The organism is Enterococcus columbae DSM 7374 = ATCC 51263 (assembly GCF_000406925.1).
GTDB lineage: Bacteria > Bacillota > Bacilli > Lactobacillales > Enterococcaceae > Enterococcus_E > Enterococcus_E columbae.
This window is the reverse complement of record NZ_KE136347.1, coordinates 909658-935017: the sequence shown is the minus strand read 5'-3', so window position 1 is coordinate 935017 and position 25360 is coordinate 909658. Positions and strand designations below refer to the sequence as shown.

The following is a 25360-nucleotide window of genomic DNA, read 5'->3' as shown; positions in this document are numbered from 1 at the left end:
GTTTAACTTTATTTTAAGGTCAATTTGCAGACAACTTCACAGCGCGCAGTATGTGGAAACATATCGACTGATTGTAAATATTCCACTCGATAGATTTTGCTAAGCTCCACTAGGTTTTGCGCTAAAGTAGAAACATTACAGGAAACATAGACTAATGTTTTAGTAGGATAAGCTAAAAGTGCTTTTAAAAGTTTTGGATCCAAGCCGGTTCTTGGTGGATCAACCACAATCGCATCCGGTCTAAAGCCTTCTGCCAACCATTTTGGTAGCAGCTTTTCAGCAGTCCCCACTTCATAGTGAGTGTTGGTTAACCCAAGTTTTTTAGCATTTTCCTTGGCATCTTCAATAGCGCTAGGAATAATATCCATTCCACGCACTTCTTTAGCATATTTTGCTAAAGAAAGACCGATTGTTCCCACTCCACAATAAGCATCGACGACTTTTTCCTGTCCAGTCAAATCAAGTGCATCAATTGCTTGTTGATATAAGATTTCCGTCTGCTGAGGATTTAATTGGAAAAAGGCACGTGCGGATAGATGAAAATGCACTTCATTAATTTGTTCATCAATTGTTGCTTTACCCCAGAGTAATTTCGTTTCATCGCCCATGACAAGCGAGGTCTTTTTAGGCTGTAAATTTAGCATAATTGAAGTAACTTCAGGTAATTGCTGGTTGATTAAACGAATCAGACTGGCTAATTGTGGTATTTGTTCTTTTACTGAAATCAAGACAACCTGGACTTGACCAGTTTTCACTCCAATACGGACCATTAAGGTTTTGAGTAAGCCAGTTTTTTTCCGTTCATCATAAATCGGTATTTGATAACGATTAAGTAGACGAACAATAGTATTTAACACCTTTTGCGTGGTTTTTTCCTGAACTAAACAATCATCAATAGCTACAAGTTGATGGGAATTTTCCCGATAAAGACCAGCTTCAATCCGTTTACTTTTTTGATTAAAGCGCAATTGAAATTGGGCTTTATTCCGATAATGCCAAGGCTCATCCATCCCAATAGTTGGTCGTAGTTCAAAGCTTTGGTAATTAGCTGGTTTAAATTTATTTAGGGCTTGTCTTAGTAGGTCACGCTTAAAATCTAATTGTGCTGGATAAGCTAGATGCTGTAATTGACAGCCCCCGCACTCATCATAAAACTTACAAGCGGGTGTGATTCGCTGAGGGCTTTTTTTGATGATTTTTCGTAGTTTGCCTTCAGCATATTTTGGGGTTACTTGGACGATTTCAACTAAGACTTCTTCTTCAGGTAAGGCTTTAGGTACAAAAATAATTAATTTGCGATAATAGCCGATTCCTTCGCCGTTAATCCCTAATTTTTTTATGGTTAATTGTATTTTTTGTTTTGGTTGTAATAAAACCATTTCTTCCCTCCGTTAACTACATTCGCTTCATACTATCATATTCTATGATAGTTTGCCAAATATCTTTTAGTGAGATAAACAAGGAATTTAGATAGATAGTTGTTAAAAATGGAACAAATGTTCTGCAATTTTAGCTTTGCTATGTTAAAATGAATAGGTTAGGAAATAAAGGAAAGGTAGTGATCGTGGTGCAAATTGAAAAAATTAAGCAATTAAAGTCAGGTCTTTACCAGCTAGATTTAGATAATCAACAACAATTACAAGTATCAGAAGATGTTTTGGTTAAATTTCGCTTGTTAAAAGGTAAGGAATTGACAACTGAAGAAATTGAGCAGATTAAACAAGCTTCGATGTATGATTATGGTTTGCAACAAGCTTTAAATTATTTGAGTTATCAATTACGCACTGAAAAAGAAATTATTGATTATTTATTAAAAAAAGAAATTAGTCATGCAGATATTACAAGAATTTGTCAATATTTAAAAGCTCAACAGCTTTTAGATGATTTGGCGTATGCCAAAAGCTATTTGCGAACTTCTTTAAGATTAAGCGATAAAGGTCCAATGGTTATTCGCCAAAAATTAAGCACAAAAGGCGTAAGTGATTCAATTATTCAACAAGTATTGCTAGATTATACGCCAGAAATACAGTTAACAATCTTAAAAAAATCGATGAGTAAAATGTTACAACGCTCCAGTCAAAAAAGTCATTATCAGCAGCTGCAAAAAATCAAACTTGCTTTTGTTCAAAAAGGCTTTAGTTATGGTTTGATAGATCAGGCCATGCAAGCAATTGCGCCAACGATCGATGAAGAACAGGAGTGGGATCGATTGGTTAAAGAAGCGGAAAAAAGCAAGCGACGAATCAAAGCGAAAAATAATTATGAATTTCAACAAAAACTAAAACAAAAATTATATCAAAAAGGCTACCAGCTTGATTTGATTCAACAATATCTTGAACAGGTGGAAATAGATGACGAGTAATAATTGGGATAAGCTTACTTTAGCTGAAATTAAGCAACTACAAGAGGTATTTGTCAATTGGTACATGCAAAATCATCGGCTACTTCCTTGGCGGCTCGATCGTAATCCATATCGTATTTGGATTTCAGAAATCATGTTACAACAAACAAGAGTAGATACAGTTATTGGCTATTTTGAACGATTTATGCAAAGATTTCCAACAATTGCTGATCTAGCGAATGCTGATGATGATTTATTGCTAAAAACCTGGGAAGGCCTAGGTTATTATTCTAGAGCTAGAAATTTAAAGATTGCTGCTCAACAAATTATGCAAGATTTTAATGGAAAGTTTCCGGACAAGCCTAAAGATATTGCTAAGTTAAAAGGCATCGGTCCATATACTGCAGGGGCAATCAGTAGTATTGCTTTTGGCTTGGCTGAACCAGCTATTGATGGCAATGTTATGCGAGTAGTTAGTCGTTTATTTTTAATTGAAGACGATATTGCTAAGGCAAGTAGTCGTAAAGTGTTTGATCAAGCAGTCCGTAAAATTATTGATACTAATTATCCAGGTGAGTTTAATCAAGCTTTTATGGATTTAGGTTCAAGTATTTGTCTACCTACGCAAACTCAGTGCAATCGTTGTCCATTAGCTGATTTTTGTTTAGCTAAACAGACTAATCAACAGTTAGCTTTTCCAGTGAAATCTAAAAAAATGAAACCAAAGCATAAATATTTTATTGCCCTAGCGATTCAAAATAACCAAGGGGCATTTGTCTTTGAAAAACGCGATGATGAACGATTGTTAGCTGATATGCTTCATTTTCCATTAATTGAAGTCAGTGAGACTTTATATCAACAGCTAAATGTTTATCCAAACGATCAAGTTAATCAACAGTTAACTTTATTTGCTGAAGATAAGGTAGCTGAAGAGGCAGCGGTTTATCCATTAACACAATTTAGTGAATTAAGTCAACGGTTAACGCAGCTATATAATGAATATCTAGAAAATGAATTATCATTAACAAGACAAATTATTTGGCAAAAACGCTCACTTGGTGAAGTAAAACATATATTTACCCATTTAAAATGGCATACTTTATTATTTTATGGTCGGATGGTAGAAGAGACGATTACTCAAAATCAATATCTCTATACACAAAATGACTTAAATCGACTACCAATTCCTAAAATTCAACATAAATGGTTTGAACAATTAAAGAAAAATGACAAACTTTAATAAAGATTTCTAGCGTTTATCGCAGTTTATTGTTATAATAGTTCTTGACGTAGGTGTATAGCACCCGAACAAATGCACAAAAAAGCTGCTGAGGGAAGGGTTAAGATGCGAATTCCGAAAGAAGGAGAGTTTGTTAGCATTCAAAGCTACAAACATGACGGCAAATTGCATCGTACGTGGCGTGATACAATGGTCTTAAAGACCAGTGAATATTCAATGATTGGCGTAAATGATCATACACTAGTGACAGAATCAGATGGTAGACGCTGGGTAACCCGCGAGCCAGCAATTGTATATTTTCACAAAAAATACTGGTTCAATATAATAGCGATGATTAGAGAAAAGGGAGTGTCGTATTATTGTAATTTAGCTTCACCATTTTTATTAGATGAGGAAGCACTGAAGTACATTGATTATGATTTAGATATTAAGGTTTTTCCGGATGGGGAGAAACGTTTACTAGATGTGGATGAATACGAATTACACAGTAAGATTATGCATTATCCACAAGATGTAGACTTTATTCTCAAGGAAAATGTTAAGATTCTAGTTGATTGGATTAATAATAGTAAAGGCCCTTTCTCAGATAGTTACGTTGATATTTGGTATAATCGCTACAAGCAATTGTCGCAGAAATGATGTAAAAAGAGCAGATTTTATCTGCTTCTTTTTTTTGTATAATTTTAAATTGCTGAGTAATCGGCAAACTTACTTTAGTTTGGCAGTAAAATTGACATTTATAAAATATTTACAAGTAACTCAGTTTATTGACAGAGTAGTGCTATACAAGGTAGAGGTTCTGATTGGGAAAGTTATTCAAAATGGGTTATAATAAAGGCATAAAAAATTTGGAGGAAGAATATGTTTGAAAAAATTCGCCAATCTAGGCTATTGTTTTGGTCAGTCGAGCTATTAGTCCTAGCAACTTTAGCTTTTGTCTTAACTAAGGTTAGTTTTTTATTTCATCCGATAGGAACCTTTTTCTCGACGCTTTTTGCACCTATTTTAATTTCTGGTTTTTTATATTATATGTTAAATCCGTTAATCGAACTATTGACGAAAAAATTCCATCTGAAGAGAATTTTTGCAGTCATTATTGTCTTTTTATTATTGATTGCGATTATCGCCTTAGTCTTTATGACGGTCTTACCTAATTTAATTAAACAGCTTTCCCAATTAGCGGCGAGTATTCCTAGTTTGATTCAACAAATAGAAGATTTTATTCGCGAATTGGCCAAATCACCAACATTTAAACATTTTGATATTAATCAAGAGCTGGCTAAATGGGATTTATCCTATGGTACAATTATTCAAAAATTCATGAGTGGTTTAGCCAATAGTCTAGGCTCAGTCTTTTCAACGCTGACCTCAGCAATTGTATTAATCATTACTGTTCCATTTATTCTATTTTATATGATGAAAGATGGGCCAAAGGTATTACCAGGAATCTTAAAATTTGTTCCTGAAAAACGTAAAGATCAGGTGGCTAATTTATGTAAAGAAATGAATCGCACATTGGCTAGTTATATTAGTGGACAGATGATTGAATGTTTGTTCGTTGGGACCTTTACTTTTTTAGGCTATTTATTATTTGGGATAGATTATGCCTTTTTACTAGGGGTCATTGCTGGACTAACAAATTTGGTTCCTTATTTAGGCCCTTATTTAGGCTTAATGCCAGCTATTTTTGTAACGATTTTTACCAATCCTATTCAAAGTTTAATTTGTTGTGGTGTGGTATTAGTTGTCCAACAGATTGACTCGAATATCATTTATCCAAATGTTATTGGTAAGTCACTATCCATTCATCCATTGACGATTATCTTTATTTTACTGGTAGCAGGTAATTTAGCCGGCTTATTGGGTATTTTCCTTGGGGTACCATTATATGCAATTGCTAAAACAGTCATTGCCTTTATCTATCGAATGATTAAAGAAGCATAAAAAAACTACGGGTTAAATAATAGTAGTTACAGATTGCAAACTTTTTTGTTTTGTGTTACGATTTTAGCGTGGATTTATCCACGCTTTTTTTCTATATAAAATAAGATTGATGAATAAGGAGAGAATGCAACTATGAATGCTGACCCCGAGAGTCAGTCGCTTATTGCGCAAATTTTATTACTAATTGTTTTAACCTTGATTAATGCTTTTTTAGCAGCTTCAGAAATTGCGGTAGTATCGGTGAACCGTAATCGTTTGGAGCAAAAAGCTGATGATGGCAATGTTAAAGCAAAAAAACTTTTAAAAATTATTGAAAATCCAACCAACTTTTTGTCTACCATTCAAGTTGGGATTACCTTGGTAAATATTTTATCAGGGGCATCTTTAGCGGATACTTTATCTACTCGTCTAGCGCCAGTCTTTGGTGGTGGGGCTACTGCGAAAAGTATTGCAAATATTATCGTTTTAGGGATTTTGACCTATGTATCGATTGTGTTTGGTGAATTGTATCCAAAACGCATTGCGATGAATAAATCTGAAGAGGTAGCTAATTTTACTTCTGGAACGATTCGGATTTTAGGCTTTGTGGCTAAGCCGTTTGTTTGGTTATTGTCAGCCTCAACTTCACTATTGGCTAAATTAACACCGATGGATTTTGATGATGAAGATAATAAAATGACCCGTGATGAGATGCGCTATATGTTAGAAAACGAGGGCGTTTTAGAAGATGATGAACTAGAGATGGTTCAAGGGGTATTTTCTTTAGATACTAAAGTAGCGCGTGAAGTAATGGTACCAAGAACGGATGCCTTTATGGTGGATGTTAATCGACCAATTGATGAGATTATTACAGAAATCTTATCAGAAAATTATTCGCGTATTCCTGTATACGATGATGATAAAGATAAAGTGATTGGGATTTTACACACCAAGAATTTATTAAAAGGTGCCTATAAAGTTGGCTTTGAAAAGCTAAACTTACGCAATATTTTGCAGGAACCATTATTTGTGCCAGAAACGATTTTTATCGATGATTTATTATATGAGTTGAAAAAAACGCAAAACCAAATGTCTATTTTATTAGATGAATATGGTGGCGTTGTTGGCTTAGTGACTCTAGAAGATTTGCTAGAGGAAATCGTTGGGGAAATTGATGATGAATCCGATGAAGTAGAAACTTTGTATGAAAAAGTCAGTGAAAATGAATATATTGTTTATGGTCGCATGTTAATTGAAGATTTTAACGATGTGTTTCAAACAAATCTGCATATGTCAGATGTAGATACGATGGCAGGCTATTTGATTACAGCCTTAGGGACGATTCCAGATCAAGGGGATAGGATGTCTTTTGAAATTGATCAATTGACCTTGGTTGCTGAAGAGATGGAAGGCACACGTTTAGTGAAGCTACGTGCGATTTTTAATGAAAATAAAGAAGTAGAACCAGATGAGGAACGTCGGCTTTTTCGTAAAGAGTTTGAAGACGATGAACCTAGAAGATAAATAGTCATTTAAGGAAGTTGTAGCTTATTTAGTTACAACTTCTTTTTGGCAATCGATAGCCAAGCTTAAGCAATGTGTGCTATACTATTTTGGTATGAACTTTAAAGAAAGGGAAGAAAGAGCGGAATGCATAATCCAAAACAAAAAGAACAAATGAATAGCCGACGAACCTTTGCGATTATTTCCCACCCGGATGCTGGGAAAACTACAATTACTGAGCAATTACTGCTTTTTGGTGGCGCAATTCGGCAAGCCGGCACGGTTAAAGGAAAGAAAACCGGTAATTTTGCCAAATCGGACTGGATGGAAATTGAAAAGCAACGTGGGATTTCGGTAACTAGTTCGGTGATGCAGTTTGATTATAATGGCAAACGGGTCAATATTTTAGATACTCCAGGACACGAGGATTTTTCTGAAGATACTTATCGTACTTTAATGGCTGTGGATAGTGCAGTGATGGTTATCGATAGCGCGAAAGGGATTGAGGCCCAAACGAAAAAATTATTCCAGGTTGTAAAAAAACGTGGTATTCCAATTTTTACTTTTATTAATAAATTAGACCGTGATGGACGTGAACCTTTAGATTTATTAGAAGAGTTAGAAGAATTACTGAATATTGAATCTTATCCGATGAATTGGCCAATCGGTATGGGAAAAGGTTTAGAAGGTCTATATGATCGCTTTAATCATCGCGTAGAATTATATCGTCCTGAAAGTTATGATAATGAGCGTTTTGTACCATTAGATGAAAATGGTGAAATTGTATCTGATCATAAATTAACGCAAAATAGTCTTTATCAACAAGTCTTAGAAGAAGTGGAATTGTTAAAAGAAGCAGGCGATGCCTTTGATGAAGAAAAAATTGCTCGTGGAGATCAGACGCCCGTTTTCTTCGGTTCTGCCTTAACTAATTTTGGTGTACAAACCTTCTTAGAAACCTTCTTACAGTTTGCGCCGGCTCCTCATGCACATAAAACAGTAGAAGGTGAACTATTAGATCCATTAACTGAAGAATTCTCAGGTTTTGTCTTTAAAATTCAAGCGAACATGAATCCGGCGCACCGTGACCGAATTGCTTTTGTCCGTATTTGTTCCGGAACTTTTGAAAGAGGGATGGATGTTACCTTACAACGCACAGGTAAAAAGATGAAGCTAAGTAATGTAACCCAGTTTATGGCAGATACTCGTGAAAATATCGAAGAAGCCGTTGCTGGTGATATTATCGGTGTATATGATACAGGAAATTATCAAATCGGTGATACCTTAACAGAAGGAAAATTAAAGGTTCAATTTGAAGAACTGCCTTCATTTACGCCGGAAATTTTCATGCGTGTCACTGCAAAAAATGTAATGAAGCAAAAGTCTTTCCATAAAGGCATTTATCAATTAGTTCAAGAAGGTGCGATTCAGCTTTATAAGACCTATTTAACTGATGAGTATATTATTGGGGCTGTCGGTCAATTGCAATTTGAAGTCTTCCAATATCGTATGAAGAATGAATATAATGCAGAAGTAGTCATGACACCAATGGGCAATAAAATTGCTCGTTGGATTAATCCTGAAGATTTGGATGAAAAGATGAGCTCAAGTCGAAACATCTTGGCGAAAGACCGTTTTGATCAGCCGTTGTTCCTATTTGAAAATGAATTTGCGATGCGCTGGTTTGCGGATAAATATCCAGATGTAGAATTAAAATCATTGATGTAATATAGCGAGCTTATTTTCAATATGTTATGAATAAGTAAAAAAGCAAAGGTACATTCGGTAAATCAGCCGGGTGTACCTTTGCTTTTATGTTAAATGAATCATGATAAGCTACTAGCTGGCTTTCTTTGGAATGGAGATTTCAATTAAGCCTTCAGAATCTAAAGTTTGGATTTGATCTTCATTATAGACGTTAGCTGGTAGTTTATTTAAAAAATGCTGCAAAATTTCTTTAACTTCACTATTGCGGATGGTTCGTTTCTCGTTGTACAACAAAATTTCCACGTGATTTGGTGCTAAGGTATAGATGACTAGGGTGTCACCGGCAGTATATACCTTAACCATTTCAGCATCGGTACTCTCTAGTTGACTCAGTACCAGACGAGAATGACTATTGGTTACATTGACTAATTTCATTGCTCTCACCTCGAATTCTTTTCCCTATCTATATTATAATGTATTTCCTTATAAAATAAAACTAAAAGTATTGAATATTTTATGGATTATGCAATGTTTTTTTAGTAGTTGGAAAGCTAACTTTTTCTTATGTTTAGCGTGTTAATCAAAAGTTTTATTTCGAGTAACCGCTTGATATTTTTTTAGACATTTGTTGATAACAAATGTTTTAAATAAAAAAAGTCTAAAAATTAGATAACTAATTTTTAGACTTTTTTACTATTATTCGTTTTCGTCAGCAACTGCTTCGACTTGCTCAGATAACTGTTTTTGAGTTGAAATCACAATTTCATCTTGATCATTTAAATGGGCGAAGAGCTGGCTAGCTTTAGGATGATCAAGATAATATTCGGCTACCTGATCTTCAATTTGATCTTGGATTGTTCGACGTAATGGGCGAGCTCCCATCGCTGGATTATAGCCAAGACTGACTAATTTTTCTTTTGCTTCAGGACTAACCTCTACATGAATTTGTTGTCTTGAAAGCTGTTGATTGACTTCGGCTAGCATTAAATCTAAAATCACTAATAAGTTTTCGCGTGATAATGCTTGGAATTCGATAATGCCATCAAAGCGGTTAAGAAATTCTGGGGTAAAGAATTGGTTTAACTGACCTAAAATGGAACGTGTTCGACCTTCACGAGCGGCACCAAAACCAACACTTGCCTCGATTTTGCCAGCACCGGCATTACTTGTCATAATGATCAGAGTATCTTTAAAGCTGACCGTTCGTCCTTTTGCATCGGTTAAGCGTCCATCGTCTAAGATTTGTAAAAACATATGCAAGACATCGGGATGTGCTTTTTCAACTTCATCTAATAAGATCAGACTATAAGGATTACGGCGCACTTTTTCGGTTAATTGACCAGCTTCTTCATAACCAACATATCCTGGGGGTGAACCGATTAATTTCGCTACACTATGTTTTTCCATGTATTCAGACATATCAAAACGAATCATTGCCTCTTTAGAACCAAATAGCTCTAAGGCTAATTGCTTAGCTAATTCTGTTTTTCCGACACCAGTTGGTCCGACAAACAAGAAGGAGCCGATCGGACGATTTTCTTTACCTAATCCAATCCGATTACGTCGAATGGCTTTGCTGACCTTTTCAATAGCTTCGGCTTGACCAATAACGTGTTTATTTAAGTCGTCAGCAAGATTTCGTAATTGGGTTTGTTCTTTTTCTTTTAGTTCACCGACTGGAATACCTGTTTTTTCTTCAACAATGACTTCCATATCTTTTTCAGTGATAGTAGGGGCTTGTTCATCGTCCACTTGATTTTTCATTAATTTTTCTAATTTAGTGATTTGATCACGATAGTAGGCCGCTTTTTCAAAATCCTCTTCTTGAGAAGCTTCTTGTTTTTGTTGTTGCGCATAAGCTAGTTTCTTCTCGATGTTTTTTGGATCAACATATGGAATGGTTAGATTCTTTTTAGATCCTGCTTCATCAAGTAAGTCGATTGCCTTATCTGGTAAGAAACGATCTTGGATATAGCGATTGGATAAAATTGCTGCTTGTTCTATTGCTTTATCCGTATAAAGAACATGATGGTAGTCTTCATAGCGTTTTTGAATTCCTTTTAAGATAGTAATCGTTTCTTCAACGCTAGGTTCATTGACTTGGACTGGTTGCATCCGACGTTCTAAAGCGGGATCTTTTTCAATAATTCGATATTCATTTAAAGTCGTCGCACCGATCATTTGTAGTTCGCCACGAGCCAGCGCAGGCTTTAAGATGTTTCCTGCATCAAGATTGCCTTCACCAGCAGAGCCAGCACCAACGATTTCATGAACTTCATCAATGAATAAAATAGTATCCTTGGCTTGGCTGACTTCATTGATTAATTGCGTCATTCGTTCTTCAAATTGTCCGCGCACCCCAGTTCCTTGAACCAAAGAGGCAACATCTAAGCGAATCACTTCTTTCCCTTGAAGCTTTTGTGGTACCTCTTCAGCGACAATTTTAAGGGCAAGCCCTTCAACGACTGCTGTTTTACCAACACCTGGTTCACCAATTAAAACCGGATTGTTTTTATTTCGGCGATTTAAGATTTCAATGACGCGTTGAATTTCTTGGTCTCGTCCAACAACTGGATCAATTTTGCCTTCACGTGCCTGTTGGGTAATATTGATACCAAATTGTTCAAGTAAACCACCGCGTTGATTGGCTTGTGGTGGACGATTTCCACCGTAAAAACCATTTTGAGTAGGTGGGGTTTGCTCTTTTGGACCTTCTTGCATTTGTCGAGAAAATTGACGAATGATATCATCAAAATTACTAAATCCAAAAGGGTCTTGATATATATTTTGATTGAAACCATTTTGAGCTGCTTTAATTTTCTGATAACAACTTTGGCAAAGATCAAATTGACGTTTTTGACCATTCAAACTGGCATATAGATGAATGGTTGCTTCATTTTTTCCGCAGTTTTGACAATTCATAGACATCTTCCTTGCAGTAAGTTATTTAAGATTTTGGGAGAATCTCATAAAACTCGTCGTCTATTTTGGCTCAATAATGATGGCTATTCATTAAATGAGAATGTTTGACCAAAATTGACCTATGAGTTCATTATACTATTTTTTTTGATTTACGCAAGAAAGTCGCTTATTGCTAAAGAGATTTTTAGGGGGTGAAATAAAGTTACTAAAAGATTAATATTCTATAAGTAAGATAAGAAAGGATATGCTATAATAAATGAAGTATATAATAACAATTTTATGAAAACTGGAGATGAAAATTTTCATGAAAACAAAAGAAGAGTTTACCAACCTACTTCAAAGCTTGCAGGCAGGTGAAATTCAAGAGATTATTGTTAAACATGATGAATTTTTCAGCTTTCGTGAGGCGTGGCTAGTGTTGGAAAATCGGAATGATGTAGTAGGTGAAGCTGGTTTAAATGGAGAAATTATTTATCGAATGAAGGATTGAAATAAAATATCAATTAACATTCTAAATAAATTGCTGGAAAATGGTTGTCTTAAAATGAAAAAAATGGTAATCTTATCAATTGAAAGGGTGTATTAAACGACTTAGTCAGTCCTATTTATTTGAAGAAAACCCTAACAAAAATATTTTCTTTACAAAGGAGAACGATTCATATGGAAAAAAAATCATTTAACGTAGTTGCTGAAACAGGAATTCACGCACGTCCTGCAACTTTATTAGTACAAACTGCAAGCAAATTTGCTTCAGATATCAACTTAGAATACAAAGGTAAATCTGTAAACCTTAAATCAATCATGGGCGTTATGTCTTTAGGTGTTGGCCAAGGTGCTGACGTAACAATCTCAGCTGAAGGTGCTGACGAAAAAGAAGCAATCGCAGCTATTACTGAAACAATGGTTAAAGAAGGTTTGTCTAACTAATGGTTGAAATGCTAAAAGGAATTGCCGCAAGTGATGGTGTAGCCGTAGCTAAAGCTTATCTATTAGTTGAGCCAGATTTGTCATTTAGCAAAGTGACAGTTGAAGATATCGAGGCTGAATTCGCTCGCTTGGACGATGCCTTGGCACAATCAAAAGCTGAGCTACAACAAATTAGAGATAAAGCAGCTAGTACGCTAGGTGAAAAAGAAGCACAAGTTTTTGATGCTCACTTGATGGTTTTATCTGATCCAGAAATGATTGGTCAAATTAAAGATTCAATCAAAACAAATAAGGTGAATGCTGAAGCTGCCTTAAAAGAAGTAACAGATATGTTCATTACTTTATTTGAAGGTATGGAAGGTAATGCCTACATGCAAGAACGTGCTGCGGATATCCGTGACGTTACTAAACGTGTATTAGCGCACTTGTTAAATGTAGTTTTACCAAGTCCAGCAATGATTAATGAAGAAGTAATCGTTGTTGCGCACGATTTAACACCTAGTGATACTGCGCAGTTAGATCGTAAATATGTAAAAGCGTTTATCACTAATATTGGTGGACGTACTTCTCACTCTGCAATTATGGCGCGTTCATTAGAAATTCCAGCGGTAGTTGGTACTGAATCAATTACTTCAAAAGTAAAAGCTGGAGAGTTGCTAGCGGTAAATGGTTTGACTGGTGAAGCAATTGTTGATCCAACTGCTGAACAACAAGCTGAATTTATCAAAGCTGGTGAAGCATATGCTGCTCAAAAAGCAGAATGGGAAAAATTGAAAAACGCACAAACTGTGACAGCTGATGGTAAACATTTTGAGTTGGCTGCTAATATCGGTACACCAAAAGACTTAAAAGGTGTTCATGCGAATGGTGCTGAAGCAGTTGGTTTATACCGTACAGAATTCTTATACATGGATTCTCCAGATTTCCCATCTGAAGAAGATCAATTCCAAGCTTACAAAGCGGTATTAGAAGGCATGGAAGGTAAACCGGTTGTTGTACGTACAATGGATATCGGTGGAGATAAAGAATTACCATATCTTGATTTACCACATGAAATGAACCCATTCTTAGGTTACCGTGCATTGCGTATCAGTCTATCTGAATTAGGTGATGCAATGTTTAGAACACAATTGCGTGCGTTGCTAAGAGCTTCTGCTTACGGTACACTTCGCGTAATGTTCCCAATGGTTGCAACCTTAAAAGAGTTTAGAGCTGCTAAACAAATGTTTGAAGAAGAAAAAGCAAAATTAGTTGCAGAGGGTGTAGCTGTTTCTGATAGTATCCAAGTGGGTATTATGATTGAAATTCCTGCAGCTGCTGTTTTAGCTGATAAATTTGCTAAAGAAGTTGACTTCTTCAGTATTGGTACAAATGACTTAATTCAATACACAATGGCTGCTGACCGTATGAGTGAAAAGGTTTCTTACCTATATCAACCATATAACCCATCAATTTTACGCTTAATCAAAAACGTTATTGATGCAGCACACGCTGAAGGTAAATGGGCTGGTATGTGTGGAGAAATGGCTGGCGATCAAACAGCTGTACCGTTGCTTGTAGGTATGGGCTTAGATGAGTTCTCTATGAGTGCGACTTCTGTTCTTAAAACACGTAGTTTAATGAAACGTTTAGATTCTGCTAAGATGCAAGAATTAGCTGATCGTGCATTAAACGATTGTGATACAATGGAAGAAGTTGTTGAATTAATCAACGAATATGTAAAATAAGTATTTTAAGGAGTAGGCTTAGCCTGCTCCTTTTTAATGGCAAGACAAAACGGATAACCAGATTTTGGTTATCCGTTTTGTCTTCTTCTTTATAGATTTTCGCGATAAAAATTTAAAGCATTTTGATAAAATAATTTTTCAATAGTTGACGCTTTAAAACCGGCTTGCTGTAGGGTTTCGGCTAATTCAATAAAAACAGTCGCATCCTTTAAATCTGGGTGGACTGGTATGCCATCAAAATCAGATCCAAAGGCAATATGTTCTGTCCCAATTAAATTGATCATATATTTTAAATGAGCAATAAGCGCACCCTTTAAGGAATACTGGTTCTTATTTTCGCGAAGGAATTGCTCGTAAAAATTCAAACCGATTAGACCGTTAGTATTAGCAATTTTTTTCAATAAGTCATCTGATAAGTTGCGTGGATGATTACAAATACTCCGTGCATTAGAATGGCTGGCGACAATGGGGCTTTTACTATGGCTTAATACATCTAAAATTAATTGATCTGAGCCGTGTGACACATCGATAATCATCTTTAAACGATTCATTTCTTCAACGACTTCGATGCCAAAGGGAGTGAGGCCAGCCTGCGAATGATTTAGCTGTTTATGATTTGCATCCCAATAGATACTATTAGGAAAACCGATTTGGTTGGGATAATTCCACGTTAAAGTTAACATTTTAGCACCAAGCTGAGCTAAATGCTGTAAATTCTCCAATTTCCTCTCAATGATTTCTCCACCTTCTAAAGTTAATAAGGCACTAATCTTATTTTCCTTTTGATTATTTACAATATCTTCATAACGATAAACTTGTTTGATCGTCTGTTGATTTTTTTGTAATTCTTTTTTGAAAAGATGAATCATAGCTAGGGCAGTTTGATAGGGCTGAGTAAATTCATTTTTATCAATAAAAACTGCGAAATTTTGTAATAAATAATTGGCTTTTTTCATCTTGACTAAATCTAGCTGGTAATTATTTTGAGCTAGGGTGCTTTGTGGATGAAGATAAAGTTGATAAATGGTGTCGCAATGTAAATCCATAACGGGTAGATGCATAAGAATCGCTTCCTTTGAGATAAATAATTAGCTGTATTATAGCATAGTAATCTAGGTAAGTGAAAGATGCGACTTAAGAATGAGCGTATTTTTTTGCTATTTATGTTATAATGAAACAAGATGTGTATAAAGGAATATTGATGTTGAAGGTGTGGTGAAAAGATGAAAATAGGTTTATTTACCGATACGTATTTTCCACAAGTGAGTGGAGTAGCAACCTCGATTAAGACCTTGAAGGATCAATTAGAATCTTTGAATCATGAAGTGTATATTTTTACTACAACTGATCCAAATGTACAAGAAACGCAAGAACGAATCATCCGGATGCCGAGTGTACCGTTTATTTCCTTTACTGATCGACGAATTGTTGTCAGAGGGATGTATGAAGCTTATCAACTTGCTAAGGATTTAGAAATTGATTTGATCCATACCCATACAGAATTCGGTGTTGGTTTGCTGGGGAAAATAGTTGCTAAAAAATTAAAAATTCCTGTTGTACACACCTATCATACCATGTATGAGGATTATCTGCACTATATTGCAAAAGGGAAGGTTATTCGCCCAAGTCATGTTAAATTTTTGACAAAGATGTATACGAATCATATTGATGCAGTGATTTGCCCAAGTAAACGGGTGAGCCGAAAGTTACAAAGCTATGGTGTAGAAAAGGCTATGAAGGTAATCCCGACTGGTATTGAGTTAGACCGTTTTGTCAGACAAGATATTACTGAACAAGATAACCAAAAGTTGCGTAAACAACTAGGCATTGCAACTAATCAAGTGATGCTATTATCATTAAGTCGTCTTTCATATGAAAAGAATATTCAAGCAATTATTCAAGGAATGCCTAAAGTTGTAGCAAGTTTACCGAATGTTAGATTGGTTATTGTTGGGAAGGGACCTTATTTTGACGAATTGGATGCGTTGGTTTCTACGCTAAATTTGAGAGAGTTTGTCCAATTTGTTGGGGAAGTTCCTAATGATCAAGTGGCGTATTATTATCATGCGGCCGATTATTTTGTGAGCTGTTCGACTTCTGAAACGCAAGGTTTAACCTATACTGAAGCGATGGCCGCTGGGATTCCTATCGTTGTAGAAGGAAATGAATATCTAGACGCTTTAGTGAGTCATCCTTGTTTAGGTGTTACCTTTAAACACGACGAAGATTTCGCTGAGACATTAATGCAGTATATCGCTGCGAATAATCCTAAGAATGAGGAGATTTTAGCTGCTAAGCTTTATGAGATATCAGCGGAATGTTTTGGTAAAGCAATCGAAGCCTGTTATGAGGAAGTTATTGTAAATTACAATGCCCGATTAGCTGAGAAAAAAGCATCGCCACCTATTGAAAAAATAAAAGTAAAATTACGTTCGATTCGCACACCGTTGAATCGTTCTTAATAGCGAAGAAAGCTGTCGAAAATCTTTAATCGGATGATTTCGATGGCTTTCTTTTTGCAAATGAATAGGAATTTAGCAAAAATATAGTATAATAACAATAGAATAGCGATAAGGAGTGTGTATGTGATGAATTTAGGTTTTATTGGTACGGGTGTCATGGGAAAATCGATGATTAAACATCTAATGGCAGCGGGTCATCAGTTGTATATATATAATCGTACAAAAGCTAAGGCAGATGAATTGGTTGATTTAGGTGCCACTTGGTGTGATACCCCACAAATAGTCGCTGACAAAGCTGAAGTGATTTTTACGATGGTGGGCTATCCAAGCGATGTTGAGGAAGTATACTATGGTCAATCTGGTATTTTTAAAGCAGCGATTACTGGCAAAACAGTGGTTGATTTTACTACCAGTACGCCTTCATTAGCGCAACGTTTGTATCAAACAGCCAAACAATTAAAGGCTGACAGCTTAGACGCACCGGTTTCTGGTGGGGATTTAGGCGCGCAAAATGCGACCTTGACGATTATGGTTGGTGGCGATAAAGCAGTGTATGATCGCGTTTTACCATTATTTAAGCTAGTTGGTAAAACCTATAATTACCAAGGAGCTGCCGGGTGCGGTCAGCATACTAAAATGGCTAATCAAATTATGATTGCAGGGACAATGACTGGAATGACTGAGATGCTAGTCTATGCGAATAAGGCTGGTTTAGATTTAGAAAGTGTATTAGCGACTTTGGCTGGTGGAAGTGCTGCTAACTGGTCGATGATTAACTATAGCCCTCGAATTTTAAAAGAAGATTTTACACCTGGCTTTTTTGTGAAACATTTTATTAAAGATTTAAAAATAGCGCTAGATGAAGCCCAAAAAATGGATTTAGATTTACCGGCGACAAAAGAGGCGTGTCGCTTATACGAATCTTTAGCGCAAGCTGGTTATGAAAATAATGGTACCCAAGCCTTGATTAAATTATGGTGGTCAGAAGGAAAAAAAGATTAAAAAAATAATTTTTTTTAGCAAAACCAATGCAATATGACAAGGTTTTTGATACAATGTAACAGAAATGATTAAAGGGAGGATTGCCGGATGAAAAGTTCGCAATTAGTCGCCATTATTAGACGTTTAGAAGCGATGGTTGAAGCACAAGATAATGAGGTGCAGGTACGTCGTTTTGAAAAAGAAGGAGTTGAGAAATGTATCGTAACCTACGATAGCTCAACTGAAACGTTTGAATTAACCGAATCTGAATCAAATCAACCATATCAATTTGATAATATTGATATCGTAGCGATGGAAATTTATGATTTAATTCAATAATTTTTTTAGTTTTTTTAACAAGAGAAAAGCACGATTTTACCAATATTTAAATTTGGTTGATCGTGCTTTCTTGTTATATAAAAAGAAAATTTATTAAAAAAATATAAAGAAAAATAAAAAATTGCTTGCAAAATGAAGGGAGTTTAGATATAGTTTGATTATCAAATCTTTTGACTATCAAACTATCTAGGTGTGGGAAATATGGAAACAAATTTTGAACAAATTAATCAATTATTAGTCGATGTATTTAATGATATTTTGGTCATTGAAGAATCTGAATTGAAAAAATCGCAATTTAAGGATTTATCAATTACTGAAATGCACACGATTGAAGCAATTAGTATGTATAAAAAGAAGACGACTTCTGAGGTGGCTAAAGAGCTAGCTATTACAGTAGGTACGCTGACAATTGCTATCAATAAATTGGTTAAAAAAGGATATGTTGAAAGAATCCGCAGCGAAGATGACAGACGGGTAGTTAAATTGGGTTTGACGAAAAAAGGACGATTGATTTATCGAGTGCATCAGCATTTTCATCGCGAAATGATTAAAGCCGTGCTAGGTGGAATGGATCAAGCTGAAGCCGACGCATTATTACGTGCACTAGGTAACTTACATGCCTTTTTACAAGAATATAAGTGAGAGTTGGCATTATGACAAATTATAATCGGATTATGCAAGTAGCCCATGCAGTACCTGAAAAGATCGTAACGAATGATGACTTAGCAAAAGTTGTCGATACAAGTGATGAATGGATTTTTAGTCGGACCGGTATCAAACAACGCCGGATTGCCCAAACTGAGAATACGTCTGATTTATGTATAAAAGTTGCGCAAGATTTATTAGCTAAAAGTCAAGTGTCTGCAGAGCAACTGGATTTTGTTATCGTGGCTACAATGACACCTGATTATCAGAGTCCATCTGTTGCCTGTCAAGTGCAGGGAGCAATTGGGGCAGTTAATGCTTTTGCTTTTGATTTAAGTGCGGCCTGTGCTGGTTTTGTCTACGCTTTATCAACTGCTGACAAGTTGTTGAAAGCTAAAACAAATCAATCGTATGGAATGGTAATAGGTGGCGAAGTTTTGAGTCGAGTGATCGATTGGCAAGATCGTAGCACTTGCGTATTGTTTGGCGATGCAGCAGCAGGTGTCTTGTTAACCAATCAGAGCACATATGGGATTATTCGTGATCAACTCCTAGCTGATGGCACAAGATCAAATTCCTTAACTTCAGGTGGCAATCTTCAAAATTCACCATTTATTCTATCAAAAGATGATTCACAGCGTTGTTTACGTATGAATGGTCGGGATATTTTTGATTTTGCTACGAGAGATGTAGCCAAATCATTGAGTGAATTTGTTGGTAATGATTTAGAAGATATCGATTATTTTCTATTACACCAAGCAAATGCGCGTATTTTAGACAAAATGTCTAAAAAGTTGCATGTAGATCGCGAGCGCTTTTTGCAAAATATGGATCGTTACGGTAATACTTCAGCAGCTTCAATTCCGTTGTTATTGTCAGAAAAGGTTGCTGATCAGACATTGTCGTTAGAGGGCAAACAAAAAGTGGTTCTTTCAGGTTTTGGTGGGGGGCTGGCTTACGGCCATCTACTTTTAACACTATAACCTGTTTAGATATAAATGAAAATTTAAATATTTGTATGTATTTTGGAGGAAATAAACATGACTAAAGAAGAAATTTTAAGTAAAATTCAAGAAATTATTGTGGAAGAATTAGATGTAGAAGAAGAAAAAGTAACTTTAACAACAAATTTACAAGAAGATTTAGAAGCTGATAGCTTAGATTTATTCCAAGTAATTAATGAAATTGAAGATGCTTTTGATGTAAAAATCGAAACAGAAGAAGGCATTAAAACAGTTGGTGATTTAGTAGACTTTGTTGCTAAAAGCCAAGCTTAATTAAGGCGAGTATAAGACAAGGGATAAGCTCACTATAAAATAAGTAAAAAACATATGCAACATGTGTAAAGGAGCTTATAGGTGAGTTTACCTTGTCTTTTTATTTTAGATTATGAAGTTGAAGTAAGTAGAGGAGAAAAAGATGAAAACAGCATTTTTATTTAGTGGTCAAGGTGCCCAATATATTGGTATGGGAAAAGAACTATACGATCAATATGAAATTGTTCGAGAAACATTTGCACAAGCTAGTGAAATTTTAGGCTATGATATGACTAAGTTATGCTTTGAAGAAAATGATCAATTAAACCTTACTGTTTATACACAACCAGCAATCTTGACAACAAGTGTTGCTTTTTATCGTATTTTACAAGAAAAAGGAATTTTACCAGATGCTGTTATGGGACTTAGCTTAGGTGAATATTCAGCTTTGGTGGCTGCTGAGGTGTTAGATTTTGAAACAGCTTTGAAAATTGTCAATCAACGTGGGCAACTGATGACCCAAGCTGCTCCTGCTGGAACGGGGAAAATGGTCGCGGTGATGAATACACCAATCGAGTTGATTGAAGAATGTTGTCAAAAAGCAAGCAGCCAAGGAATTGTTGCACCAGCAAATTACAATACTCCACAACAAATTGTTATTGGTGGAGAAAGTCAGGCTGTTGATTTAGCGGTAGAATATTTGACAGCCAATAATGTCAAACGGATGATTCCATTGAATGTAAGTGGCCCTTTCCATACTGCTCTATTGGCTTCAGCTTCACAAGGATTAAAGCAGCTTTTTGAACAAGTAACTTTTAATCAGCCTAAAATACCTGTGATAAGCAATACAACAGCCAAAGTGATGCTACAAGAAGAGATTGCTACTTTACTAGAAAAACAAGTAATGTCACCTGTTCGTTTTTATGATAGTATCGCTACTTTGAAGGAATTGGGAATTCAGCGAGTTGTTGAAGTCGGACCTGGTAAGGTATTGAGTGGTTTTGTGAAGAAGATTGATAAACAGCTTGCTATTTTGCGGGTAGAAGATAGCCGCACTTTGAGTGAAACATTAGCCAGCTTTTAGGAGGATATAATGGAAATTAATGGACAAAATGTCTTTATTACAGGAAGTACTCGTGGTATTGGCTTAGCGATGGCGAAAGCTTTTGCTAAAAAAGGAGCCAATATTGTTTTGAATGGTCGTAAACCAGTTAGCGATACTTTGATTGATGAAATTAAAAGTTATGGTGTGCAGTGTATTGGCATTAGTGGTGATATTGCTGATTTTAATCAAGCTGGTGAGATGTTAAAACAAGCGCAAACACAGCTTGGCGCAATCAGCATTTTAATCAATAATGCTGGGATTACAAATGATAAATTACTATTACGGATGTCTGCACAAGACTTTGAAGAAGTATTAAAAATTAATCTAACCGGCGCTTTTAATATGACCCAGCAAGTTTTAAAACCAATGCTAAAAGCCAGAGCAGGAAAGATTATCAATATTTCTAGTGTTTCTGGATTGATGGGTAATGCCGGTCAAGCCAACTATGCAGCAAGTAAGGCTGGCTTGGTAGGTTTTACTAAATCAGTTGCTCGTGAGGTAGCGCAAAGAGGAATTACCTGTAATGCAATAGCTCCTGGTTTTATTCAAACAGATATGACTGAAGTATTAGCTGATAAATTAAAAGAAGAAGTGACTAAATCAATTCCGTTACAACGATTTGGCAAGGCTGAAGAAGTAGCTCAAGCTGCTATCTTTTTGGCTGAAAATGATTATATTACTGGTCAAGTCATCAATGTTGATGGTGGCTTAGTAATGCATGGATAATAATTAGGAGGAAATCAAATGAATCGAGTAGTAGTTACCGGCTTTGGAATTGTTTCGCCCATTGGTAATGATGCAGAAAGCTTTTTAACTAGTCTAAAAGAAGGTCAAAATGGAATTGGGCCAATTACTAAATTTGATGCTACAGAAACAGGTATTTCCGTAGCTGCTGAAGTGAAGGATTTTCCATTAGATAAATATTTTATAAAAAAAGACACCAAACGAATGGATTTATTTTCAATTTACGGGGTTCATGCTGCTTTAGATGCTATTGAAATGGCTGGACTTGCTTTGGATAAAGTTGATGCTGATCGCTTTGGTGTAATGGTTGGCTCAGGAATTGGTGGTTTACCTACAATTGAAGAGCAAGTGTTACGCATGAATCAAAAAGGACCAAAACGTGTCTCTCCTATGTTTGTACCGATGTCAATTACCAATATGGTTGCTGGAAATATTGCCTTACGTGTTGGTGCAAAAGGTATTTGTACAACGACGGTTACGGCTTGTGCATCTGGTACGCACTCAATTGGTGAAGCATTTAGAAACATTAAACATGGTTATGCTGATGTTATGTTAGCCGGTGGTTCAGAATCAACCATTTGTGAAATTGGGATTGCTGGTTTTGCTACCTTAACTGCTCTAACAACAGAAAGTGATCCTAATAAAGCTTCTACTCCTTTTGATATTAATCGTAGTGGTTTTGTAATGGGTGAAGGTGCTGGTGTATTATTATTAGAATCACTTGACCATGCACAAGCGCGTGGTGCCAATATTTTAGCTGAAGTAGTTGGTTATGGGGCTAATTGTGATGCTTACCATATGACTGCGCCAAATCCAGATGGTTCCGGTGCAGGTAAGGCGATGCAATTAGCGATGCAAGAAGCGAATATTACTGGTAGCCAAGTTGATTATATCAATGCGCATGGAACAAGCACTCCTGCTAATGATGTGGCAGAAGCTACTGCTATTCAATATGGTTTGGGTGAAAGTTATATGCAAACCTATGTAAGTAGTACAAAATCAATGACTGGTCATTTATTAGGTGCTGCCGGTGGGGTTGAAGCAGTAGCGACTTTACTTGCTTTACAACATCAATTTGTTCCACCGACCATTAATGTCACGCAACAAGATCCAGCGATTGAATTAAATGTGGTAAAAAACCAAGCAATTGAAGCCCCATTAACCTATGCAATGAGTAATTCGTTAGGCTTTGGTGGCCATAACGCAGTCTTATTGATGAAGCGTTGGGAGGCGTAAACAGACATGCAACTAAATGAAGTAAAAGAACTTTTTCAAATGTTTGAACAATCAGCTCTAACAGAATTTGATTTAAAACAAGGTTCTTTTGAATTGTATTTAAGTAAAAATAAACAAAACCGTGGACAACAGTCTATTTTGCCAACGGGTCTAAGTTACAATGAAGCGATGCCTGTAGCTGAAATGCAAGAAGTGTCAACGAGTGCACAGGCTGTTGTCGAAAAGAAAAAAGATGAAGTAGCCAAAGAAGTAAGTGGTACGCCAATTGTTTCACCTTTAGTTGGGGTAGCTTATTTAAAACCCGCACCGGATAAGCCTGAGTTTAAGCAAGTGGGAGATCGGGTGCAAAAAGGCGAAGTGGTTTGTATTATTGAAGCGATGAAAGTAATGAATGAAATCACTAGTGATGTTAGTGGTGAAATTGTTGAAATTTTAGTTGAAAATGAGCAGATGGTTGAATATAATCAGCCATTATTCAAAGTGAAAGAAGGCTAGAGTATGTCATTAATGAATATACAACAGATTAAAGAAATTATTCCTCATCGTTATCCGATGTTGTTAATTGATCGAATCGAAGAACTTGAAGCAGGTCAAAAGGTTGTGGCCAAAAAAAATGTAACAATTAACGAACCATTCTTTCAAGGTCATTTTCCTCATGAACCAGTGATGCCGGGTGTATTAATTGTTGAAGCGATGGCACAAGCAGGGGCAGTGGCTTTACTTTCCTTACCTGATTTTAAAGGAAAAACGGCTTATTTTGGTGGAATTGATAAAGCAAAATTCCGTCAAAAAGTCACACCTGGTGATACTTTAATGCTTGAAGTAGAAATTTTAAAGGTTCGTGCGAATGCCGGTATGGGTAAAGGCGTTGCTAGAGTAGACGGCAAAAAAGTGGCAGAAGCAGAACTAACTTTTATGATTGGATAGATGTGAATGTTTTCAAAAATTTTAATTGCTAATCGAGGAGAAATTGCCGTAAGAATTATCCGGGCTTGTAGAGAATTGGGTATTCGGACCGTTGCAGTTTACTCACAAGCAGATAAAGAAGCCATGCATGCAGAATTAGCCGATGAAGCAGTTTGTATCGGACCAGCGAAAGCCAGTGATTCCTATTTAAACGCTCAACAGATTTTAAGTGCGGCAATTTTAACAAAGGCTGAAGCGATTCATCCGGGGTTCGGATTTCTTTCTGAGAACAGCCAATTTGCAGAAATGTGTGAAGCATGCAACATTAAATTCATCGGTCCTAAAAGTGCGACTATTGATGCAATGGGCAACAAAATTCATGCACGACAATTAATGCAAAAGGCAAAAGTACCGGTTATTCCTGGCAGTGACGGAGCTATCTCTACTGTTGAAGAAGCCTTAACCATTGCAGATAAAATCGGTTATCCTGTTATGCTAAAGGCAGCTGCTGGTGGCGGTGGTAAAGGAATTCGCAAGGTTTTAACTAAAGAGGAACTTGCCCCAGCCTTTCAATCAGCACAGCAAGAGGCAAAAGCTGCTTTTGGAAATGATGAAATGTATTTGGAAAAAATCATTTATCCAGCCAGACATATTGAAGTGCAAATACTAGGCGATCAATATGGGAATGTCTTACATTTTGGTGAACGAGATTGTTCATTACAAAGGAATAATCAAAAGGTTTTAGAAGAATCACCTTCAGTAGTGATTTCTAAAGAAAAACGTGAAGCTTTGGGGCAAACTGCGGTACGTGCAGCCAAAGCAGTGAATTATCAAAATGCGGGTACGATAGAATTTTTAATGGATTTAGAAGGTTCATTTTATTTTATGGAAATGAATACACGTATTCAAGTAGAGCACCCCGTTACTGAAATGGTAACTGGTGTCGATTTAGTTAAAAAGCAAATCGAAATCGCTGCTGGGGAAATACTAACTTTAAAACAAGAAGATATTCAATTAAAAGGTCATGCAATTGAATGTAGAATCAATGCTGAAAATCCTGCATTTAATTTCGCACCATCACCTGGTAAAATAAACAATTTATTGTTGCCTAGTGGTGGCATGGGGCTACGTGTTGATAGTGCGATGTATTCAGGTTATACAATTCCACCTTACTATGATTCAATGATTGCTAAAATAATCGTTCATGGTGAAAATCGTTTTGAAGCTTTGATGAAAATGCAACGTGCGTTAAGTGAGTTAGTTACCGATGGTGTAATAACCAACGCTGAATTTCAAATGGATTTAATTAGTAATCCCTATGTTATTGCTGGTGATTATGATACAGCCTTTTTACAAGAAAAATTTTTACCAAATTGGAAGCCTGAAGGATAAGGAG

General features: G+C 36.1%; 25 protein-coding genes. 21 read left to right on the top strand and 4 right to left on the bottom strand.

Going from position 1 to position 25360, the window contains the following annotated elements; all coding sequences use genetic code 11:
* Positions 1-8: 8 nt before the first annotated feature.
* A complete protein-coding gene (gene rlmD / locus RK02_RS04400; RefSeq protein ID WP_016183054.1) occupies positions 9-1379 on the bottom strand; it encodes a 23S rRNA (uracil(1939)-C(5))-methyltransferase RlmD in 1371 nt (456 codons plus the stop codon).
* Positions 1380-1558: 179 nt separating this feature from the next.
* Between rlmD and recX the strand changes: the two genes are divergently transcribed.
* The 6 genes from recX to RK02_RS04370 all read left to right on the top strand — a co-directional run bounded on the left by recX (position 1559) and on the right by RK02_RS04370 (position 8735).
* The gene (recX, locus tag RK02_RS04395) at positions 1559-2362 is read left to right on the top strand and encodes a recombination regulator RecX (RefSeq protein WP_016183053.1); all 804 of its coding nucleotides are present in this window, start codon (positions 1559-1561) and stop codon (positions 2360-2362) included.
* Positions 2352-3581, top strand: a complete 1230-nt coding sequence (mutY, locus tag RK02_RS04390) for an A/G-specific adenine glycosylase (RefSeq protein ID WP_016183052.1) — start codon at positions 2352-2354, stop codon at positions 3579-3581. Before recX ends, mutY begins: the two co-directional genes overlap by 11 nt.
* A 105-nt stretch (positions 3582-3686) precedes the next feature.
* A complete protein-coding gene (gene ntdP, locus RK02_RS04385; RefSeq protein ID WP_016183051.1) occupies positions 3687-4220 on the top strand; it encodes a nucleoside tri-diphosphate phosphatase in 534 nt (177 codons plus the stop codon).
* A 222-nt stretch (positions 4221-4442) separates the two neighbouring features.
* Entirely contained in the window at positions 4443-5525 is a 1083-nt protein-coding gene (locus RK02_RS04380; RefSeq protein WP_016183050.1) for an AI-2E family transporter, read from the top strand.
* A 132-nt stretch (positions 5526-5657) separates the two neighbouring features.
* Positions 5658-7028, top strand: coding sequence for a hemolysin family protein (locus RK02_RS04375; protein WP_016183049.1), 1371 nt, complete (start codon positions 5658-5660; stop codon positions 7026-7028).
* 126 nt (positions 7029-7154) lie between these two features.
* On the top strand, positions 7155-8735 hold the full coding sequence (locus RK02_RS04370; protein ID WP_016183048.1) for a peptide chain release factor 3: 1581 nt from the start codon (positions 7155-7157) through the stop codon (positions 8733-8735).
* A 111-nt stretch (positions 8736-8846) separates the two neighbouring features.
* On the opposite strand, the gene RK02_RS04365 is transcribed toward RK02_RS04370, so the two are convergent.
* Together RK02_RS04365 and RK02_RS04360 are read right to left on the bottom strand one after the other, a co-directional pair.
* Complete coding sequence (locus RK02_RS04365) at positions 8847-9149, bottom strand: DUF1827 family protein (protein WP_016183047.1); 303 nt, start codon at positions 9147-9149, stop codon at positions 8847-8849.
* 261 nt (positions 9150-9410) lie between these two features.
* Entirely contained in the window at positions 9411-11636 is a 2226-nt protein-coding gene (locus RK02_RS04360) for an ATP-dependent Clp protease ATP-binding subunit (protein WP_016183046.1), read from the bottom strand.
* A gap of 304 nt (positions 11637-11940) precedes the next feature.
* On the opposite strand from RK02_RS04360, the gene RK02_RS04355 reads away from it, so the two are divergent.
* From RK02_RS04355 to ptsP, 3 genes are all read left to right on the top strand, one after another.
* Positions 11941-12126 carry a hypothetical protein gene (locus RK02_RS04355; RefSeq protein WP_016183045.1) on the top strand — a complete coding sequence of 62 codons (186 nt, stop codon included), beginning with the start codon at positions 11941-11943 and terminating at the stop codon, positions 12124-12126.
* Positions 12127-12296: 170 nt separating this feature from the next.
* Positions 12297-12563 (top strand): phosphocarrier protein HPr, encoded by a 267-nt coding sequence (locus tag RK02_RS04350; protein WP_016183044.1) that lies wholly within the window; start codon positions 12297-12299, stop codon positions 12561-12563.
* The gene (ptsP, locus tag RK02_RS04345) at positions 12563-14290 is read left to right on the top strand and encodes a phosphoenolpyruvate--protein phosphotransferase (RefSeq protein WP_016183043.1); all 1728 of its coding nucleotides are present in this window, start codon (positions 12563-12565) and stop codon (positions 14288-14290) included. The genes RK02_RS04350 and ptsP overlap by 1 nt, the downstream gene beginning before the upstream one ends.
* An 89-nt stretch (positions 14291-14379) precedes the next feature.
* On the opposite strand, the gene RK02_RS04340 is transcribed toward ptsP, so the two are convergent.
* Entirely contained in the window at positions 14380-15351 is a 972-nt protein-coding gene (locus RK02_RS04340; RefSeq protein ID WP_016183042.1) for a dipeptidase, read from the bottom strand.
* Between the two features lie 162 nt (positions 15352-15513).
* Between RK02_RS04340 and RK02_RS04335 the strand changes: the two genes are divergently transcribed.
* The 12 genes from RK02_RS04335 (at position 15514) to RK02_RS04280 (ending at position 25356) form a co-directional block, all read left to right on the top strand.
* Entirely contained in the window at positions 15514-16752 is a 1239-nt protein-coding gene (locus RK02_RS04335) for a glycosyltransferase family 4 protein (protein ID WP_016183041.1), read from the top strand.
* Between the two features lie 126 nt (positions 16753-16878).
* Positions 16879-17754 (top strand): NAD(P)-dependent oxidoreductase, encoded by an 876-nt coding sequence (locus RK02_RS04330; protein ID WP_016183040.1) that lies wholly within the window; start codon positions 16879-16881, stop codon positions 17752-17754.
* Between the two features lie 87 nt (positions 17755-17841).
* Entirely contained in the window at positions 17842-18072 is a 231-nt protein-coding gene (locus RK02_RS04325) for a YkuJ family protein (protein WP_016183039.1), read from the top strand.
* Between the two features lie 201 nt (positions 18073-18273).
* Entirely contained in the window at positions 18274-18714 is a 441-nt protein-coding gene (gene fabT, locus RK02_RS04320) for a fatty acid biosynthesis transcriptional regulator FabT (protein ID WP_016183038.1), read from the top strand.
* Between the two features lie 11 nt (positions 18715-18725).
* Positions 18726-19700, top strand: a complete 975-nt coding sequence (locus RK02_RS04315; protein ID WP_016183037.1) for a beta-ketoacyl-ACP synthase III — start codon at positions 18726-18728, stop codon at positions 19698-19700.
* Positions 19701-19757: 57 nt separating this feature from the next.
* Positions 19758-19994, top strand: a complete 237-nt coding sequence (locus RK02_RS04310) for an acyl carrier protein (RefSeq protein WP_016183036.1) — start codon at positions 19758-19760, stop codon at positions 19992-19994.
* Positions 19995-20136: 142 nt separating this feature from the next.
* Positions 20137-21057 carry an ACP S-malonyltransferase gene (fabD, locus tag RK02_RS04305; RefSeq protein ID WP_016183035.1) on the top strand — a complete coding sequence of 307 codons (921 nt, stop codon included), beginning with the start codon at positions 20137-20139 and terminating at the stop codon, positions 21055-21057.
* A 9-nt stretch (positions 21058-21066) separates the two neighbouring features.
* Positions 21067-21804, top strand: a complete 738-nt coding sequence (fabG, locus tag RK02_RS04300) for a 3-oxoacyl-[acyl-carrier-protein] reductase (protein WP_016183034.1) — start codon at positions 21067-21069, stop codon at positions 21802-21804.
* 18 nt (positions 21805-21822) lie between these two features.
* Complete coding sequence (gene fabF, locus RK02_RS04295; protein WP_016183033.1) at positions 21823-23058, top strand: beta-ketoacyl-ACP synthase II; 1236 nt, start codon at positions 21823-21825, stop codon at positions 23056-23058.
* Positions 23059-23064: 6 nt separating this feature from the next.
* Positions 23065-23553, top strand: coding sequence for an acetyl-CoA carboxylase biotin carboxyl carrier protein (accB, locus tag RK02_RS04290; RefSeq protein ID WP_016183032.1), 489 nt, complete (start codon positions 23065-23067; stop codon positions 23551-23553).
* 12 nt (positions 23554-23565) lie between these two features.
* Positions 23566-23985 carry a 3-hydroxyacyl-ACP dehydratase FabZ gene (fabZ, locus tag RK02_RS04285; RefSeq protein ID WP_026231409.1) on the top strand — a complete coding sequence of 140 codons (420 nt, stop codon included), beginning with the start codon at positions 23566-23568 and terminating at the stop codon, positions 23983-23985.
* Between the two features lie 6 nt (positions 23986-23991).
* Positions 23992-25356, top strand: coding sequence for an acetyl-CoA carboxylase biotin carboxylase subunit (locus RK02_RS04280; protein WP_016183030.1), 1365 nt, complete (start codon positions 23992-23994; stop codon positions 25354-25356).
* The last annotated feature ends 4 nt before the right edge of the window (positions 25357-25360 follow it).